General features: G+C 62.3%; 13 protein-coding genes. 6 read left to right on the top strand and 7 right to left on the bottom strand.

Going from position 1 to position 17,290, the window contains the following annotated elements; all coding sequences use genetic code 11:
* Nucleotides 1–25 precede the first annotated feature (25 nt).
* On the top strand, nucleotides 26–778 hold the full coding sequence (locus HNO52_RS17210) for a trimeric intracellular cation channel family protein (RefSeq protein ID WP_197566453.1): 753 nt from the start codon (nucleotides 26–28) through the stop codon (nucleotides 776–778).
* On the top strand, nucleotides 771–1,946 hold the full coding sequence (locus HNO52_RS17205; protein ID WP_197566452.1) for a DUF3541 domain-containing protein: 1,176 nt from the start codon (nucleotides 771–773) through the stop codon (nucleotides 1,944–1,946). The genes HNO52_RS17210 and HNO52_RS17205 overlap by 8 nt, the downstream gene beginning before the upstream one ends.
* On the opposite strand, the gene HNO52_RS17200 is transcribed toward HNO52_RS17205, so the two are convergent.
* Genes HNO52_RS17200 through HNO52_RS17185 form a run of 4 tightly spaced genes read right to left on the bottom strand, consistent with a single transcriptional unit; the run spans nucleotide 1,906 to nucleotide 7,169 of the window.
* Entirely contained in the window at nucleotides 1,906–2,697 is a 792-nt protein-coding gene (locus tag HNO52_RS17200; protein ID WP_197566451.1) for a PEP-CTERM/exosortase system-associated acyltransferase, read from the bottom strand. The two genes, HNO52_RS17205 and HNO52_RS17200, sit on opposite strands and share 41 nt — an antisense overlap.
* Complete coding sequence (locus HNO52_RS17195; protein WP_197566450.1) at nucleotides 2,678–5,515, bottom strand: bifunctional diguanylate cyclase/phosphodiesterase; 2,838 nt, start codon at nucleotides 5,513–5,515, stop codon at nucleotides 2,678–2,680. Before HNO52_RS17195 ends, HNO52_RS17200 begins: the two co-directional genes overlap by 20 nt.
* Nucleotides 5,516–5,560: 45 nt before the next feature.
* Nucleotides 5,561–6,766, bottom strand: coding sequence for a putative porin (locus HNO52_RS17190; RefSeq protein ID WP_197566449.1), 1,206 nt, complete (start codon nucleotides 6,764–6,766; stop codon nucleotides 5,561–5,563).
* Nucleotides 6,735–7,169 carry a type 2 periplasmic-binding domain-containing protein gene (locus tag HNO52_RS17185; protein WP_197566448.1) on the bottom strand — a complete coding sequence of 145 codons (435 nt, stop codon included), beginning with the start codon at nucleotides 7,167–7,169 and terminating at the stop codon, nucleotides 6,735–6,737. The genes HNO52_RS17190 and HNO52_RS17185 overlap by 32 nt, the downstream gene beginning before the upstream one ends.
* Before the next feature lie 471 nt (nucleotides 7,170–7,640).
* Here HNO52_RS17185 and HNO52_RS17180 point away from each other — a divergent pair, with 471 nt between their 5' ends.
* Nucleotides 7,641–8,354 (top strand): DUF3581 domain-containing protein, encoded by a 714-nt coding sequence (locus tag HNO52_RS17180; protein WP_197566447.1) that lies wholly within the window; start codon nucleotides 7,641–7,643, stop codon nucleotides 8,352–8,354.
* A 4-nt stretch (nucleotides 8,355–8,358) separates the two neighbouring features.
* On the opposite strand, the gene HNO52_RS17175 is transcribed toward HNO52_RS17180, so the two are convergent.
* Nucleotides 8,359–9,420, bottom strand: coding sequence for an acyltransferase family protein (locus HNO52_RS17175; protein WP_197566446.1), 1,062 nt, complete (start codon nucleotides 9,418–9,420; stop codon nucleotides 8,359–8,361).
* Between the two features lie 98 nt (nucleotides 9,421–9,518).
* Between HNO52_RS17175 and HNO52_RS17170 the strand changes: the two genes are divergently transcribed.
* Both HNO52_RS17170 and HNO52_RS17165 read left to right on the top strand, forming a co-directional pair.
* Complete coding sequence (locus HNO52_RS17170; protein WP_197566445.1) at nucleotides 9,519–10,445, top strand: alpha/beta hydrolase; 927 nt, start codon at nucleotides 9,519–9,521, stop codon at nucleotides 10,443–10,445.
* Between the two features lie 97 nt (nucleotides 10,446–10,542).
* Complete coding sequence (locus tag HNO52_RS17165; protein WP_197566444.1) at nucleotides 10,543–11,775, top strand: DUF3422 domain-containing protein; 1,233 nt, start codon at nucleotides 10,543–10,545, stop codon at nucleotides 11,773–11,775.
* Nucleotides 11,776–11,779: 4 nt separating this feature from the next.
* Here HNO52_RS17165 and HNO52_RS17160 read toward each other — a convergent pair whose 3' ends face one another.
* Nucleotides 11,780–12,943: an MFS transporter gene (locus tag HNO52_RS17160; RefSeq protein ID WP_197566443.1), complete on the bottom strand. Its 1,164-nt coding sequence runs from the start codon at nucleotides 12,941–12,943 to the stop codon at nucleotides 11,780–11,782.
* 159 nt (nucleotides 12,944–13,102) lie between these two features.
* On the opposite strand from HNO52_RS17160, the gene HNO52_RS17155 reads away from it, so the two are divergent.
* Nucleotides 13,103–13,444, top strand: coding sequence for an antibiotic biosynthesis monooxygenase family protein (locus HNO52_RS17155; protein WP_197566442.1), 342 nt, complete (start codon nucleotides 13,103–13,105; stop codon nucleotides 13,442–13,444).
* A gap of 30 nt (nucleotides 13,445–13,474) precedes the next feature.
* On the opposite strand, the gene HNO52_RS17150 is transcribed toward HNO52_RS17155, so the two are convergent.
* Nucleotides 13,475–17,107, bottom strand: a complete 3,633-nt coding sequence (locus HNO52_RS17150; RefSeq protein WP_197566441.1) for a S41 family peptidase — start codon at nucleotides 17,105–17,107, stop codon at nucleotides 13,475–13,477.
* Between the last annotated feature and the right edge of the window lie 183 nt (nucleotides 17,108–17,290).

The following is a 17,290-nucleotide window of genomic DNA, read 5'->3' as shown; positions in this document are numbered from 1 at the left end:
CTAACGCATGACTCGGGAGAGTGTTTTGACGGGGCTGGTGTATTGGCTGGACATGGCGGGGGTGATCGTCTTCTCCCTCTCGGGCGTGATATTGGCCTGTCGTTCGCGGATGGACCCGTTCGGCATGCTAGTGCTGGCGGCGGTCACCGGCATCGGTGGCGGCACCCTTCGCGACCTGGTGCTTGGCGTAAGGCCGGTGTTCTGGATTGCCGATCCCACTTACCTGTGGGTGATAATCGCCACCGTGGGTCTGTCGATCGTCGGTTTTCACTACATTCACCGCCTCTCCCGCGTCTTCCTGCCGGTGGCCGATGCTTTCGGCCTGGCCCTGTTTACCGTAATCGGCGCCCACAAGGCGCTTCAACTGGAGGCGTCCGGGGTGGTGGCGGTATTGATGGGGCTTCTGACCGGCGTGGCCGGCGGCATGGTGCGTGACGTGCTGGCACACCGGGTGCCGATGGTGCTGCGCCAGGAGGTGTATGCCACGGCCTCCATCGCTGGCGGTATCGCCTACGTGGGGCTGGGAGCGTTGGGCGTACCGGCCGGGATCGCCATTGGCCTGGCGCTCACGCTGACGCTGGGCTTGCGCCTGTCGGCTATCCACTGGCGGCTCTCGCTGCCGGTGTTCGCCTGGGTGGTCATCCCTCCGCCGGCCGATCCAGCACCGACTGGCGGCGACCCAGGGGCTGATGACAGCGAAGCTGAAAGGCGGGTGGCACGCCCCAAGGCCAGGGTACGCATGATCTCACCCCGGCAACGGAGCAGGAAAGATGGCTGAAGGAATTCTGCATCGCCTGGCGGCCAGGCATTGGCCCATGTTGCTTTTGCTGGCGTGGCTGGCAGGCTGCGCCCACGAGGCTTCGTCACCGAACGATGAGCATCGAGCCGCCGGTCAGGCGATCCAGGCCGTCTATGAGGCCGCATTGCCCGAGTTGCCTGCCGACAAGCAGCGACATTATGCCCAGCGGCTTTACCGCATCAGCGGTGATACGCGCTATCTCGGTCTCATCGAGGCTCATGGCCGCCGGCTTCTTGCTCAGCTCGAGCGAGACATTGCCGGTCTCGAGCAGCCGGGCTATGCCTCGTCACGGGCGCAGGAGATCGTGGCGAACTATCCACGCCGAACGGCCAAACAGCGTGCCAGGCAAGCGATGCTGGCAGAGTGGGGCGAGATCGCGTTCGGTCGCCAACTGCTCTTTCGCCTGATCCAGGCCGACTACTACGGGCTGCTGGAAGCGGTGCCCGACCATGAGCGCGCGCTCGACTATCTGGCGGGTCTGGCGTGGCAGCGTTTCCTGACCGACCCCGAGGTCGTGCGCCTATATACCGCACAGGTGGCGAACCAGGCCTGGTTCTTGTACCAGTTGGGTGTCGTCGACCTGCGCCAGGAGATGCACGGGGCATTTCTTGCCGTCTTCCCAGGGGAATCGGTGGCGGAGCTGGAGGATGCGGACTATCGCAACCGGCTTTATGGAATGACGCATATCGTGATCGCCGATAGCCGCTACTATCAGCGCTGGGTGTCGGCGGAACGACACGCTTGGATCCTCGAGGCCTTCAGCGCTGAAATCGAGCGCATCCTTGACGAGGCAACGGCCGATATCCAGGCCGAGATCGCCCTCAGCTTTCTGCTGACGGGCCGGGAGAAGCACCCAGTCGTGGCGCGGATACGCCAGCGCCTGGCCGAGGCCATCGACCCTGCCACGGGCATCATTCATTCTCCGAAAGGCGAGACCGATCTTGCGCGCGGCGAACATCGCAACGTACTGGCGCTCATGGTGCTCAATTGGCCGGGCCGACTGCATCCCGGGCCTGACTTGTCGGCAAGGGTGCGGCCGGTCACAGGCACGCTGCGCCTGCCGTGCGTACATGCCGGCACGGGACTTGCCGTAAGCCTTGCTAGATCTAGGTGGTGCCCACCATTTGCGGAGCCAGTGTCGACTTGATATGGCGATAGAGCGGCTGGAGGCTCGACTGGAGATCCCGCTCGGCCTGGTGCTGGTCGATGTAGTACGCCGCCCGGGGGCCGCAGTAATCAATGACATCGCCGACCTGGCGGAACTTCAGCCCCGAGATTTTCAGCAATCGAGCGAAGCGTGGCTCCATCATGGAGAAGACGTGGCGCCTGCCTGACAGGCCGACGATGGCAGTGGCGGCCAGGAACAGACTCAGGGTCACCAATGGGGACGGAGGGGGTAGGCGATTCTCTTCCAGTAGCTGCAGATCCTGTTCGCGCAGCCCCAGGGCGCATTCGCGTGTGCGGCGAAAATCGGGGTGCACGGCGAGGCGCGAAACCTCGCACAGCGAGCGGCGTTCGAACCGGTCCGGATGCAACTGCGGATCGGTCAGGCCGTGGGCGCAGCTCTCTTCCAGCGGCAGGGACCTTGGCTGCCCATCATTGTCGATGGGCAGAACCACTCGCAGACAGCCTGCATCGCGTTCGCTCCCGGCATGGTGGAGCAGGCAGAGGATCGAGTGCTTGTCGTGGCCGTCTTTCTCGAAGGGCGCATCGACATCATCACCCAGCGTGTACTGAAGCTCCTCGCGAAAAACCTTGTGGCGCAGAGCGTAGGCTCGGTAACGGTTTTCCCGGCTATGAGCGATGATGAAGCGGTATTGCTCGACGAACTCGCGCACCCGGTCACCCTGGGGTACGTCACGTTCGCAGGCATTCGACTTATGACGAGGTGTCACCATGCGAAACTCCCGGAATGGCCTCAGCCAGAGGGGTGGGACGACCAAGATGGTAGCCCTGGCCGTAAGAGATGCCGTAGGAAATCAGAATTGGTATCAGTCCTTCCTGGTCGACGAACTCGGCGATGGCCAGCTTGCCGAAGCCTGCCGCGATGTCGGCAATGGCCTTGACGATGACCTGGCTGTCTCTGTTCGTGCTCAGTGTGCGAATGAAGGCGCCATCGATCTTGATGAAGTCGACGGGTAGCTCACCGAGGTAGTGGAAGCTGCTGAAGCCGACGCCGAAGTCGTCGAGGGCAGTGCGGCAACCCAGGTCACGCAGGGCCTGGAGAACCCCGCGAGCGCTGGAAAAATCGGTGACGGCTGCCGTCTCGGTGATTTCGAGGATAAGGTGGTGCGGATCCGCACCGGAGGCCGACAGCTCTTCCATGAGGAATTGCTTGAGCCCCTCGTCGTGCAGGGTCTGGCCCGAGAGGTTGACGGCCAAACTGATGCCCTGGGCCTGAACGCGACTCAGGGCACGCAGGCTTTGGCGTAGCACCCAACGGTCGATCTGGACGATTTGGCCGCTGCGCTCCGCCACCGGAATGAAGTGCGCCGGGGAAATGAGAGCCCCTTTGGGACCACGCATGCGCAGCAGCACTTCATAGTGGCGCACGTCGCCATCGCTCAGGCGCACGATCGGCTGCACCATCAACTCGAATCCCTCTTCGTCGATGGCCTGGCGAATCCGCTCCACCCAGTAGACCCGCTCCTGCAGTTCGTCCTTGGCGCGCTCGAGCGTCGAGAGCAGGTGCCAGCGCTGGGAACCGCCCTCCTTCGCCTTGTACATGGCCAGGTCGGCATTGGCCATCAGGTCGGCGGGGTTGTCGCCATGCGCCGGGAACAGGGCGATGCCGAGGCTCGAGGTTGCCCGGTGACGTTGACCTCCGGCATCCAGGCCGGTGCTGTCGAGCAGCGGGGCGATCTGCTTGGCAATGCTGATGGCTCGGCGGGTGTCGGCACCCTCCAGCAACATGGCGAACTCGTCGCCCCCTAGGCGCGCGATGATGCCGCAGTGGCCGAATTCCTGAAACAGCGTATCCGCCACCATGCGCAGCAGCTGGTCGCCGGTGTGGTGGCCACTGAGTTCGTTGACGTCCTTGAAGTGATCGAGGTCGAGCAGCAGCACAGCGCCGCAGCGCCCGCGGCGCATGACAAGGCCCAGAGCCTCCTGGAAGTAACGCCGGTTGTACAGCTCCGTCAGCGGATCACGCTCGGCCAGCCAGGTGAGACGCGCTTCGGCCAGCTTACGTTCGGTGATGTCGAGCCCGACCGAAATCCTTGCTGCCCGAGAGTCGTTGTGTGTTGCCAGGGGTGCATGGTACCAGGCGATAGTCCGTTGCCGCCCATCCGCCGTCACCAGGCTGCGCTCCTCCTGGGGAATTTCCTCTATGGATTCAGTACCCTTGCGCGGTGTGAAGACCTCATCGAACGTACGGCCCAGCAGGCGCTCCTCCTGCATGGCCAGGGTCATCAGGGCGTAGTCGTTGACCAGCGTGATATGACCTTGCGCATTCTGGGTAACGATGAAGACGCGAGCCGTATCCAGCAGGCTGCCGACGAAGTCGCGCTCCCGCGCCAGTTCGTCCACTCGCTCGGCAAGCTGAAGCCCTCGGGCCGTGACCTCCTGCTCCAGTGCTTCCAGTTGATCGGAGAGGGCCAGTGTCGTGCCCTCCAAGACTTCGATCTCGTCCTCGAAGCGGCTGTGCGGAACGGGTATGGTGCTACGAGCCTTGGCGAAGCCGCCTTGGGCCAGGACCGGAAGGACACCGGCCAGCCGGCGTAGCCTAGCCATCGGACGCAGCAGGATAGCCAGCAGTAACAGCTCAGCGGCAAGCCAGCCGCCTATGCCGACCAACAGCAGGTTACGCGTGTTCTGCTGAATAGCCTGGATCTGGGCGGTAATGTCGGCCGCCAGGAGAAAAAAGCCGCTACTGCGTCGGCTATCGTCGGCTTCCATGCGCACGGCGGACAACTCATAAGCGCGCCCGTCGTGCTGCAGGCGCAGCGGTGTGGCCAGAATGTCACTGAGCATGGCCATTTGCGCCGCTCGCTGCAGCATTGCCTGGTAATGTTCCGGGTGCGTCAATGCTACGAGAAGACCGTTCCAGCTCGTCAAGTGTCGCTCTGACGGCACCTCCGCTTCAGAAGCTCCGGTGATCAACAGCGCGACATCGCTGCCGGAAACATGCTGTGCCTGGCGGGTTACATCGGCCAACGAGCGTGACAGAACCACGATGCCGACGCTCTCGCCTTCGACCAGGACGGGCACGGCGGCATACTGCCGACAGTCGTTGGCACAGCGCAGCGCTGAGAGCGGATACTCGGTTTCCATAACCTGGCTTACCCAATCCTGCACCGGGCGCTCCCTGTCTGCCTGGGCTTCGCCCCACTCGGCCAGCTGGCGGCCCTGGGCGTCGAATACCAGGATCTCGTCGACGCCGGCTTCGAGCTGTAGCGTGGGCCATTGGGATGAGAGAGAGCCGATCAGTTCCGCCTGCTCGTCGTTTGCCAACGCCGGCCCCAGGTCTGGGGAGGCGGCCGTCAACGCTGCGATCTGCTGCAGGCTCGCCTCGGAGCGCTGTAGCGCGAGCTGGATTTCGCGCGCTTCCCGCTGGTTGCTCTCCCTGCGGCTCTCTTCGAACTGGTGGGTCAGGGTGGCGTGTCCAAGCCAGGTGAACAACCCTACCAGCACCAGCAGCAACAGGCTGCTCAAGGCAAGCACTCGCCAGGTCAGGCTCAGTCGTGAACGAGGTGCTTGTGGGGAGGAAGCGCTCATACAGGCAATCCCTGGCCGATTCTTGAAGAGTGGTTTGACCGTCGATCAGAAACGCAATGAGAGTTGAAAAAGCACCATGTTCCAGCTCCGCTGGGTTTCGGCGGGGTCAGGCTCGTCGCGCAACGGCAACCAGCCGGTGCCGTCGATGTGGTGGTATTCGGCGGCCAACAGCACTCGGGGATTGACCCGCCACTGCAACCCGAACGTGATGTCGTCGGCATAGCGAGCATGGGCGGGGCCGCGACCCTGGGCTTCGTAGGCTCGGCCCGAGCGATCGTCGCGATCGTTCACCAGGCTGTCGTAGCGAACCAGCCACTGCCAATCATCGAAGAAGCGACGAGTATACTGTACATACCAGCTTTCGCCGGTAACGTCGGACCCAGGCAGTGGGCCGGTGGCGGTCGTCGATACCTGGCGCAGGGCAAACTCCCCCGTCAACGCCCAGCGCTCCTTGTCATACTGTAGCGAGAGGATCCACGGCTGGAAGCTGAGCTCTCCTTCATGCGGGCCGAGCCCCAGGTCAAGGTTGACGTCCGCGGCGCTGAGAGCAGCCGTGAAATGTCCATCGGAGTGCTCATAGCGCAACTGGGCAATGGAGGAGGTACTGCCGTTGACGTCCACTCCTAAGTGGGCAGGGTAGAGCTGGCTATCCAGATCGCGTGTGGTGGGGGTGCCGACGCCACCGGTGAAGCGCAGTGTACCGTGTTGCATTCGCTCCTCGGCATACAGGCTGACGCCGTCGGCGGAAAGGCCGAGCGAGCGGGTGCGGTCGAAGTAGATCGACTGTGGCAGCAGTATGCTGGGGCGGGTGAAGGCGACGTCCCGGGTCTGGTTGTAGAAGCCGAAAGGGTTCTTGAAGCGCCCCAACTGGATGCCCAGGGTGCGTCGTTGGTCGGAGTACGGCTGATAGTCGATTACACCGTAGTCGAGTGCCGGACGGGCATCGCTGCCGTCGCCGCCAGCGCGTCTGCTCAGTACCTGAGCGGCCACGAGCACATCGTGGCGGGGCCGGAACGAGGCATTGGCACCAATCTCGGTGTACTTGAGGCTGCCGTCTCCGCTACTGCTGGGGCCGAAGAAATCGTTGTCATCGGTAATGACGAGCGCCTGGCTGAGAAAACCGTGTACCTGCAAAGTGTCCATGACGCCTTCCGCCGTGGCCATGGGAGCCCAGGCGGCAAGAGCCAGCGCCAGGGGCACTGAGCGTGAACGATGGCGTCTACTCCATGGTAATGACTTGGACTCTCTCATCCAGGTACTCCCTTTCCAGATACCCAAGGGCGCCAGGCGTCGTGGCGACGCGTTCCAGCATCTCTGATTGGCTGTCGACCTGGCTGGGCGCCTGGCCTGTCCCCGAAAACACCATGCGATCCCACGCCAACTGCAGCTGATGGGGGTACACGCTAAGACGCTCCTTGGCGAAGCGTGCATGTACGGGATGGCCACTGGGCAGCACGAAGACCCGCACGGCCTGGCCATCGGGCCAGCTGCGCTGACGCATGGCAAAGATCGCCCGGGTGGTGTCGCGGGTAAGAACGGCATCGGCCACATTCGGATGAGCAATCAGCACGATCTGACGCTCATTGGCCTGCACGGGCAAAGCAAGCAGTGCCAGCACCAACGGCAGAAGCAGCCAACGTGTCAATCCAGCCACGCGCCAACTTCCCGAAGGTATGACTGCACCGCACCCGTTCGACTTGGAAAAACGGTTCCCATGCCTGGCTCAACGAAGACGATAGTTGGCCAGGGCTTCCTGCGCGTATCGATAGTGTTGTCCCCCGATCCCTTACTGTGCTGGAGCGGCTGTGTCCGTCGCGTCATGCCAGCTGATGATTATGTATCCCACTTTAGCCGCCAAGCTTTGTTGTACGATATAGATATATCACAAGAATGACGAATACGGGCAAGGGGTGCCAAAGGCGATGAGCTCAGCCGTGCTTCGTTTCAGCGGTATCAATAATTCAATGGCTTATGTTTTGGGTGCGGCGAGCAAGCTGAGCGAGTCGGCCGACGGTCGCTACGCCCGTCGAAACGGCACTTCCCGGACCGAAGTGGTCTCATCAATGAAAAAAATGGCATTATCGCCGACTTGAGCAATTCCAACCAAGGACAGGCCAGAACACGAATGTTTCTCGACTCTTACCATACGCAAGCGGGCGCGAGCTTCCGCATCTCCGCGAAGCAGGCCAGCGACTTCGCCAAGCGTGTCGCCGGAGACTTCAATCCCATCCACGATCCGGGAGCGCGGCGATTCTGCGTTCCCGGTGACCTGCTGTTCGCCCTGGTGCTGAGTCGGTTTGGCCTCTCCCGGCACATGGACTTTCGCTTTCGCAGCATGGTAGGCGATGGAACCCTGTTGAGCCTGGATGAGAACGAGGCGGGGCAGCTCGTGGTCAGGGACGATGAGGGCAAAGGTTACCTCGAAGTGAGCCGGGAGGGTGATACCAATCTCGATGCAGCAGCCATAGAAGCCTTCACGCGCTGTTATGTCGCCTTTTCGGGGAAGAATTTCCCACACGTACTCAAGCCGCTGCTCGAGGCGCAGGGCGTGATGTTCAACCCCAAGCGTCCGCTGGTGATCTACGACAGCATGGGGTTTTCACTCGACCGGCTCGACCTGACCGCCCCTTCGTTGGAGCTGGTCGATTCTAGCCTCGAAGTCGTCGGTAAGCGCGGTGACGTCAGGCTCGAGTTTCGTATCATCGACCGAGGCGAGTCTGTCGGCAGAGGCTCGAAGAAGCTGGTCGTCAGCGGCCTGAGCGAATACGACCCTGCTGCCATGGATGACATCGTCGCCGAGTTTTATCGCTTGAAGGCGGCTTACGAGCGCTCCCACTGAGCCTCTAGCGCGCTTGTGTGGCCGTAGTATGCCGCTTTTCGGACACATACAGGGTCTTGCCGAACAGCATACCGCCTCCAGGGATACCGTTTGCGACCCGGTTCAATGCGATGGAACCGACCATGCCCACCACAATCAGCAACAGTGAATAAACGAACAGCGAGAAGGGAACGAATTCATGGGCGAAATCTACCATGGCGAAGAACATGGGGTGCGCTAGATAGATGCCAAACGAATAGCGGTTGATGAATTTGACCAGCGGGGTGGCCCGGACGTTACGCAGCCGGGTCACGGTATACAGCGTGAACAGGATGAAGAGCGGCACGACCCAGGCCTCCTTGGAGGAGTGTTCCAGCCAGCCGAACCAGGTGAACAGAGCGATAATGCCGACATAGGCCAGCAGCAGCTCTGGCCTCGACAGCCGAGCGATCCACGGGATCTCGTGCATCCGCTGCGGGACGAGTTGCGGGTAATGACGTACCACCAGCATGGCCAGGAAGAACAGGTAGATCCAGCCGAGCGGGGCGATCCAGTGCAGATAACCCGGCGGTTCGAAGTCGAAGAAACGGATCAGGGCCCAGTAAGCGATACTGATCAGGCTGCCGAGCGCTAGCCAGGGGACGGGCGGCAGCCAGCGTTCCAGGCCATGGCGGGAGTAGACCCAATAGAAGGCATAGAACTGCATCGCAATGATCAGGAAATAGCCGTGCCAGCCAGCGTAGATCAGGTACTCGACCAGGATGTCTACGAGGTCGACCGGCACGCCCTCCCGGCGCAGGTTCAGGTATTTTGTCAGTGCATAGGCCAAGCCATAGACGACATACGGCAGCATCACGTACTTCAGGCGCTTGATCAGAAATCCCGAAGGTGGCCGATCGCCATAGCGGGACGAAAACAGGAAGATCGAGATGAAGATGAAGATGGGCGTACCAAGCACGGTAGGGATGCGAGCCAGGTCGATATAGACGCTGTCGACGTATTGGTTCAAGCGATCGAAAAAGTGAAAGCTGAACACGGCCAGGCAGCCATAGAAGCGCAGCCAGTAGATTTCTTCGATCCGCTTCATGAGCGCCTTGCCTTCCTTGGTGGCAGGAACATCGATCGTCGATAAGATGTCGGACCATGACGAGACGGAAAGATTCCACTATCGAGGGAGCCAGTTACATGGCTTTCAAACGCACCGTAATCGCTCTGTTGGCAGCGTTGTGGTATGGACCGACTGTCCAGGCCGGCGAGGTCACCTACCATCGTTTTGCTTCGGAGATCCTGGGCCGAGAATATCGCTACACGCTCTATGTGCCCGACGGATATCGCGAGACGAACCAGGCCTACCCCATCCTATATCTGCTGCACGGCTCGTTTGGCAGCGAACGGGACTGGGTCGAGCGCGGTGGCATCGAACGGACCGCCGACCGCATGATTCGCGATGGCATCATTCCGCCGATGGTCATCGTCATGCCCGGCAGCGAGAGTTGGTGGATCGACGGCCATAACGAGGCGGCGCGCTCGGCCTTTCTCGAGGAACTGATGCCCTATGTCGAGGAGACCTGGCGGGTCGTGCCCCAACGTGAATGGCGCTCCATCGCCGGGCTCTCTGCGGGGGGGTATGGCACGCTCAACTTTGTGCTCGAACGTCCGGATCTGTTCGCCGCCGCGGCGGCTCTCAGCCCGGCGAGCTATCATCCACTGCCGCCCCGGAATTCTTCGGCCTGGCGGCACCCCGCTTTTCTCAACGCGACGGGCGACTTCGATGAGGCGTTATGGCAGCGCCGCAACTATACCGTTTATCTGGATGACTACATGGAGCGAGATACCGTCGTACCGCTCTACCTGAGTGCCGGCCACCGCGATGCCTACAATGCGGAACACCATGCTCGGCTCGTGCGCGAGGCGCTGGCGCCACACCAACCGGGCCTGGTGACGATGGAAGTGCTCAGCGGCGGTCACACCTGGCGCGTTTGGCGAGCAAGCCTGCCCAGTGCCCTGGCCTGGATGGGGCGCTTCCTGCAAGGGCCGGTGTCGTTCGAGTCCCTGGTCGAAGAGCAGGCCGCGCAGGAAAAATTCGAGCGGAACGCCTCCATCGGCCCCTGATGCGACCAAACGACGGCACTTTCCCTTCGAAGGTGGGGTTGGCGGCGCCGCGTTTAGACCTTAGTCTCAAGGGCCGACCATTCTTCAGGCCTTTGGCATGCATCCCCAACGAGAACGATTGCACAACGAACTGCACGCACGCCCCTCGATCTATTTCTCCGAGCCAGCGCACCTCTACCACTACGCCTTCTTCGCTGACGTTCAAACCCACACCGCCATGCTGGGACAACTGGCTGAAACGACCGGCGCCGCCTGCAATGCCGATGCGGCTCAGCAGATTCTTACTTTCGAGGGCATGGTGTTGAAGTGGGAGCGTCATACCGAGTTCTCCACCCTGACCCTGATGGTGCCAAAGGCCGAAGGAAGCGAGGCGTGGAGCACCCCGCCAGCATGGCTGACGAAGGTCGTCGAGGCGCAGCAGGCTGCCCTGATGAATGCCACTCTGGTCTTGGTGGAAAGCGTCGATACCTGGCGGGGCAGTGCCGAAGCGTACGGCTTCAACGACCCGGCCGGTTCGCAGGTGGGCGGCGGCGACGCCACGGTGTGGAGCGATTTCCACCTCGACAGCGCGGGCTTCAATCGTCTGCTGATGCTCAATGAGGGGCTCAATGCCTTCCGCCTCGGGCGTATGGTGCGCCGTCTGTTGGAGATCGAAACTTACCGCATGATGGCCTCGCTATCGCTGCCCCTGGCCAAGGAGCTGGCGCTGGAACTGGAAGGCTACGAGGTCGAGCTGGGGGAGCTTTCCGATCGCAACGCCGAGAAGGAAGAGGCCAGTCCGCGGCCGCTGTTGACGGCACTGTCCCAGCTTTCTGCGCGACTGGAACGCAGCGGTGCCCGCTCGCGCCAACGCTTCAGTGCTACGGAAGCCTATGCTCGCATCGTGTTTTCCCGTATCGAGGAGCTCCGGGAGGCGCGGGTCGATCACTGCCCCCGGCTGGGCACCTTCATCCTGCGGCGCTTTCGCCCCACGGTGCACTACTGTGCCGCCATTCATGAGCGTCAGGAGAGCCTGGCCGAGAGCGCTGCTCGGTTGAACGACCTGTTGCGAACCCGCGCCCAGGTGGAAATCGAGGAGCAGAACATAAGCATCCTCAACAGCCTCGACGAGCGGGCGAGCAGTCAGCTCAAGATCCAGAAGGCGGTGGAGGGACTCTCGATCATCGTCATCAGCTACTATGTCTTCAGCCTATTCAAGTTGGGCCTGGATAGCTTGGAGGCACTGGGCGTCGTAGTCCCGCCCCACACCGCGGCGGCCGTCCTGGGACCGCTGGCAGTATTGATCGTCGGCCTGCTGGCCTGGCGAATCTGGCGGGTGAAGCAGCACTGAAGCGTTATCGACCGGAACTGCGCTTCACTCTGGCGCGAAGAGCGATGAGCCCTAGGAGCAACAAGCCGACCAGGGTCACAAGCAACACGGGAAAGGCTTCCGTGCCGGCGCGTTCCAGCAGTGGGCCGGTCAGGGAGGGCAGTGCCATGCCGCCGAGCCCGCTGGAAAGGAAGATCCAGCCGGTGGTGCGCCCGCTGATGGGCATCAACTGGTTGCTCAACCCGAACAGGGTGGGAAAGATCGCTGACGCGGCGAGACCGAAGAGCAGGGCAATGAGCGGTAGCGGCAACCACTGGCCGTGCAGCGCCAGTGCGCTGAACAGGCCCAGCGCAAGACAGCCGCGCAGGACTTTCCAAGGTGACAGCAGGCGAATCAGCGGTATGGCCAACAGGCGCCCGGCGGATAGCGTCAGCCAAAACAGCGTTACCAGAAGGGCGGCCTCCGTGGGTGCCAGGCCGCTGAGCATGCCATAGGCGGTGATCCAGCCGGCGAAGGTGACCTCCATGCCGACATAGAGGCCGAACATCAGCAGGAAAATCGCCAGCCGCAAGCCATCCTGAGGCGGTGGGGCGGCGCGGTCGCCGATGGTGATGTCGGGTGACCGAGGGCTGGCCTGGCTCAGCAGCGGAAACAGCAGGACTACGACATACAGGGCGACGAGCCAGAATGCCCAGGCAAAGGAGAACTCCAGGCGCAGCACTGTCACCAGCACCAGCGGTACCAGCATGTTGCCGAGGCCGAAGCAAAAATGCAGCGCGCTGATCCAGGGCGGCGACGCTGTGCCATGGGTCCACAACAGCAGTGTATTGGCACCGGCATTGACCGACACCTCGGTCAGGCCGAGCAACAACATCAGGGCAGCGAGCAGTATCAACGTCTGGCTGAACGGTACCGCGGCGAGGCCGACTGCCAGCAGCAGCAACATCGCCGTCAATACCCGGTGTCCGTCGAAGCGATCGATCAGCACACCGGAGAGCACCGAGCCCAGCATGGTGCCCATGGCGCGAGCAGTGAACAGAATGGCAATCTGGCCCATGCCCGATCCCGTCATGTCGGCGAGGTAGGGCAGGGTCGGGCCGAGCAGACCGACACACATACCGATGGCGATGAAGGCGAAGAAATAGATCAGAGAGACCCGTCGTCCGTGATCGAGCGTCAGCGTCGGCATGCCATCTCCAGCAAGCAGAGGAAAGGAGCGTGCAGTATGCACGCGCGCTTATACTCTCCGAGAATGGCACTTGGGGAAATACCCGCTGCCATTGGCGGCGCAGAGACATCACGAACCCGGATCGCCAGGAAAATCCCGAGACACAATTTGTGAGGTCTTATGACCCGTATCGCGAAGACACCGGAGCCGCCCTATTACGCCGTCATCTTCACCTCGCTGCGCACGGTGGGAGACAACGGTTATGGGTTGATGGCCGAGCGTATGGCCGAGCTGGCTGCTCAGCAACCGGGTTTTCTCGGGCTGGAATCGGCACGCGAGGAGTTGGGCGTGACGATTTCCTATTGGGAGAGCCTCGAGGCAATCCAGCAATGGAAGCAGAACGTGGAGCACCGCGAAGCACAGCGCCTCGGACGCAATGACTGGTATGCCGCCTTTCAGGTACGCATTGCCAAGGTCGAGCGTGACTACGCTTTCGGCAATCGCAACGACTCTGAGGGTTGACACATCCCGGCGGGAGTACCGGGACGCGCCTTACTCCTCCCCATCGATGCGCTTCAACAGGTCGTCTACCGCCGCCTCGAGCTGGCGGTCGCGACCGGCCACCTCGTCCTGCGGCGTCTGCTCGACCAACAGGTCCGGTATGGCGCCGTTGTGTTCCATGTCGGTGCCATCCGGCAGGTACCAACCGCGAAAGGGCAGGCGTACTGTGGCCCCGTCGATCAGCGTATGGCTGAGAGTGGAGATTACCCCGCCGTACGTCTGCTGACCGATCAGCCTGCCGCGATCGAGCGTGGTGAAGGCATGTGCCAGGATCTCGGCGTTGGAATAACTCTTCTCGTTGGCCAGCATGTTGATCGGCAGCGTATAGCGCGGCGCATCCAGGCGGTCCTGGGGATAGTGGCCGGTCTCGTTGCGATCGGCGCCCGCGGGAATCGTGTAGGCGTGTTCTCCCGCCATGATAGAGGTCAGGATGCGATCTGTCGTATTGCCACCGCCATTGTTGCGCACGTCGATGATCAAGCCATCCTTGCCTTCTGCTGCGGCGTAGAGATCGCCCTGGAAACCCTCCAGCGAGGTCTGGTTCATGGCTTGGATATGCAGATAGCCGAGCCGACCGTTGGAAAGTTCGTCGACGCGGCGCCGGCTCTCCTCGCGGAAGGCGTCGTATTTCAGGCGGGCGAGCTCGGAAAGACCCACCGTACGTAGCATGGTGCGGTATTCGGTATAACCATCCTCGCCCGGACGATCGATAGTGACGATCACCTCCTGGTCCACCTGGCCGCTCAATCGCTGTAGCAGGGTCTCGTGCTCCTCGAAGGGCTGCAAGCCGATCTCGGTAATGATGTCACCCGCCGCCAGAGGCATGGGGCCGCGGCTCGCCGGTCCCTCCGGTATCACCTCGGTGACGCGAAAGCCGAGGCGGCCGTCTTGCTTCGAGACGATGCTTTCGTACTCGATACCCAGCCTTCCCGAGGGTTCACGCAGCGCCGACACCGGGCCGGGGTTGGACACGCCCATATGCGACGCCGCCAGTTCACCCATCAGTCGGTTGGCGATGTCACTGAACTCGCTGGAAGTACGAGCACGGCGAATCAACGAGGCGTAATCCGCGACTACGGCAGGCCAGTCCAGCCCCTTCAGATCAGTGCGGTAGAAGTTCTCGCCGATGACGCGGGCCGCCTCGTAGAACTTCTGCAGCGCCTGCTGGCGCAGGTCAATGCGCAGCCGGTCGGAGATGTCCAGATAGCGGGGGGAGCCGTTGCCGGAGAGATTGGCCACGCCAACCCGGCCATTCACGATGTAGACCACTTGCTCGCCGGTAATGTTGAGCTGCTGCACGTTGGCCCTGGGGCCGATGCGGGTTCGGTTGCTGCCGTCCCAGTTTGTCGCCACTAGCCCTGCGCTGCCGTCATTGAAGACGTAGCGGTCGCCCCCCGGGGTCATCTCGTTGGCTGTCTGGTGGGTCGGGGAGGCGGTGATGCGCTCAATGCGGCGCCAGGCGTTCTCCAAGTCGAGCTCCGCAGCATCCTGTGTCGCTGCTTCAGCATCGCCGTCGACCGGCAGCGGAGAGCGATCTCGCGCTTCCTCACGGGCATTACGGTAGTAGGTGCTGAGTTCGCGTGGCGTATAGGTCTCGATCTCGCGGTCCAGGTAAACCCGGTACAGGTCGTAATTCTCTCCGGAGCGGTTGGAGATGAAGGTCAGCTTGCGGCCGTCCGCCGACCAGCGCGGATTGAGGTCGTTGCGTGGATGCCGGGTAATGTTGACCGGCTCTTCCGAGCCGTTCGCCGGGACCACAAAGATATTGGCACTGAAGTCGAGGTCGTTCTGGGAATAGGCAATGTAGCGGCTGTCGGGGGACCAGCGCCATCGCATGAAGCTGTCCCAACCTTCGACCAGAGTGCGCTCTTCTCCGCTCTCGAGATTGAGGATAACCAGGTCGCCACGGCCACGGCGGAAGGCCAGGAAGCGCCCATCCGGTGAGGGTGACACATCTCGATCGTTAGCGTCACCGGCGACCACCGGGCTGACATTGAACTGAATGGCATCGTGCCAGCGCGTCGGGTCACGGTTGGTGGGAAAGTCCTCGGGCGGCTCCTCCTCCAGGTCCTCTTCGGGGATGCTCTCGATTTCCACCTGGGGTTCCTGGGTAGTGGAGGGAACGTCGTTGGGATCGCCGGGTTGCGGAATCAGAACGGGGTCCAGGATGAAACCTGGATCCTGCGGGGCGAAGGGATCCTCCGGCTCCTCGCCGCGTACTGCCAGGTCGGGGTCGTAGTCCGCCTCGGTGTTCTCTTGGACGTCGAGCTCGGGGTCGACATCGGGGCCCGTCGAGGCCAGCGAGACGGTGGTGTTGCCATCCCAGTGACGGGCGGAGACACGGCTTCGCGCACGCTGGCGTTCATGGCTGCGACGCACCTCGTCCCGAGTCAGTGCTACCCGTGCCTCGTAGATCGACTCACTGCCGTCGGCGTCGTTGACGAAGTAGAGCCGCAGGCCGTCGGGCGACCAGGCCAGGCTGTGGTGCCGGGCATGGGTGCCTGACGTGACCAGCCGGGTCGGGCTCTGCTCATCGACATGACGCACGTACACGCGGCCATAGGCGATATAGGCCATGGTCTGTCCATCCGGGCTCAAGGCCGCCTCGCTGACGTCTCGATCGACACGCCGCAGGGCATGTCTGTCGCGACCATCGTCGGGCGCGCGAAGAGTGATGGGCTCGGGTTCGGCGTTCGGCGTCTCCAGGTCGAGAGTGAGCAGCGTGTCCCACACCTGCAGTACGGCAGTGCTACCGTCGCGGGAAACATCGAAATATTGCAGATCGCGCTGATCTAGCTCAGTGAGCCGCTCGATTGTACGCTCGGCATCGAGTTCCATGCGGTAAAGATTGACCGTCTGGTCTTCGCGGTCGGACATGAACAGCAAGGTGTCCTCATCGACCCAACGGGCCATGCCGTCATCGCCGTTGCGCTCGGTCAACGGCTCGAAACGCTCGGTGCCGACCTCGTGCAGCCAGATGTTCATGGCATCCGGGCCGCGGTAATGTCGACGGTTCCAGTCGTGGTAGGCCCCGCCGCGGGTGAAGACGACCTGTTGGCCACTCGGCGAGAACTGAGGCTCGGAGCCGAAGGCATCGTGCAGCCGGGAATAGTCGCCACCCTCCGGGTCGATCCGGTAAGGGCGCTGGTCGCGGTAGACGTCGGCCTCGAGCATGCCCGAGAAGGTGATTACAGGCTCGCCGTTCTGGTCACTGGCATAGGAAGGGCTGCGCAGGTGCTGGTCGCCATGGGTCAACTGGGAGAGTTCGCTGCCGTCTCGGCGCATGCGCCACAGGTTGAGGTAGCCGTCGCGCATCGAGGCGAACACGATCCACTCGCCGTCCGGGCTCCAACTGGAGTGCAGGTCGTCGAGGTTGTGACGGGTCAGGCGCACCGCCTCGCCGCCGTCGCTCGATGCACGCCACAGGTCGCCACGCCAACTGAAGATAAGTTCTGAACCATCGGGGCTGATCGAGGGGAAACGAGGTAATCCGACCTGGCCGGATTGCGCCAGCAGGGCACTCGACGCGCTGAATGCCAGGCCGGCGATGAGTGCCAGGAGCGAGAATTTAAAGACCAAGGGCTTGGCGGGAGTGAGGACGTGACGGGTGAGAACCTTCCTCATACTTTTCCTTTAGTGTTGCCATGCCTTCCCAACGTAGCAACAAACCCGTATCCCATCGAACCGTCTGAATGCGTCAGTTTGGCACGAGGTGCCATCGCCAAGTGACTGAGGATGGCGCCTCGGCCTTATTTCGATGTGCCTGCGCTTGCAAGATCGAAGCGGGAAGCAGCGGCAAGCACCATG

The sequence above is a fragment of the Halomonas sp. MCCC 1A13316 genome (assembly GCF_014931605.1).
Classification (GTDB): domain Bacteria; phylum Pseudomonadota; class Gammaproteobacteria; order Pseudomonadales; family Halomonadaceae; genus Halomonas.
Note: the sequence above shows the minus strand (reverse complement) of the source record. Positions and strands in the feature narration are given on the sequence as shown.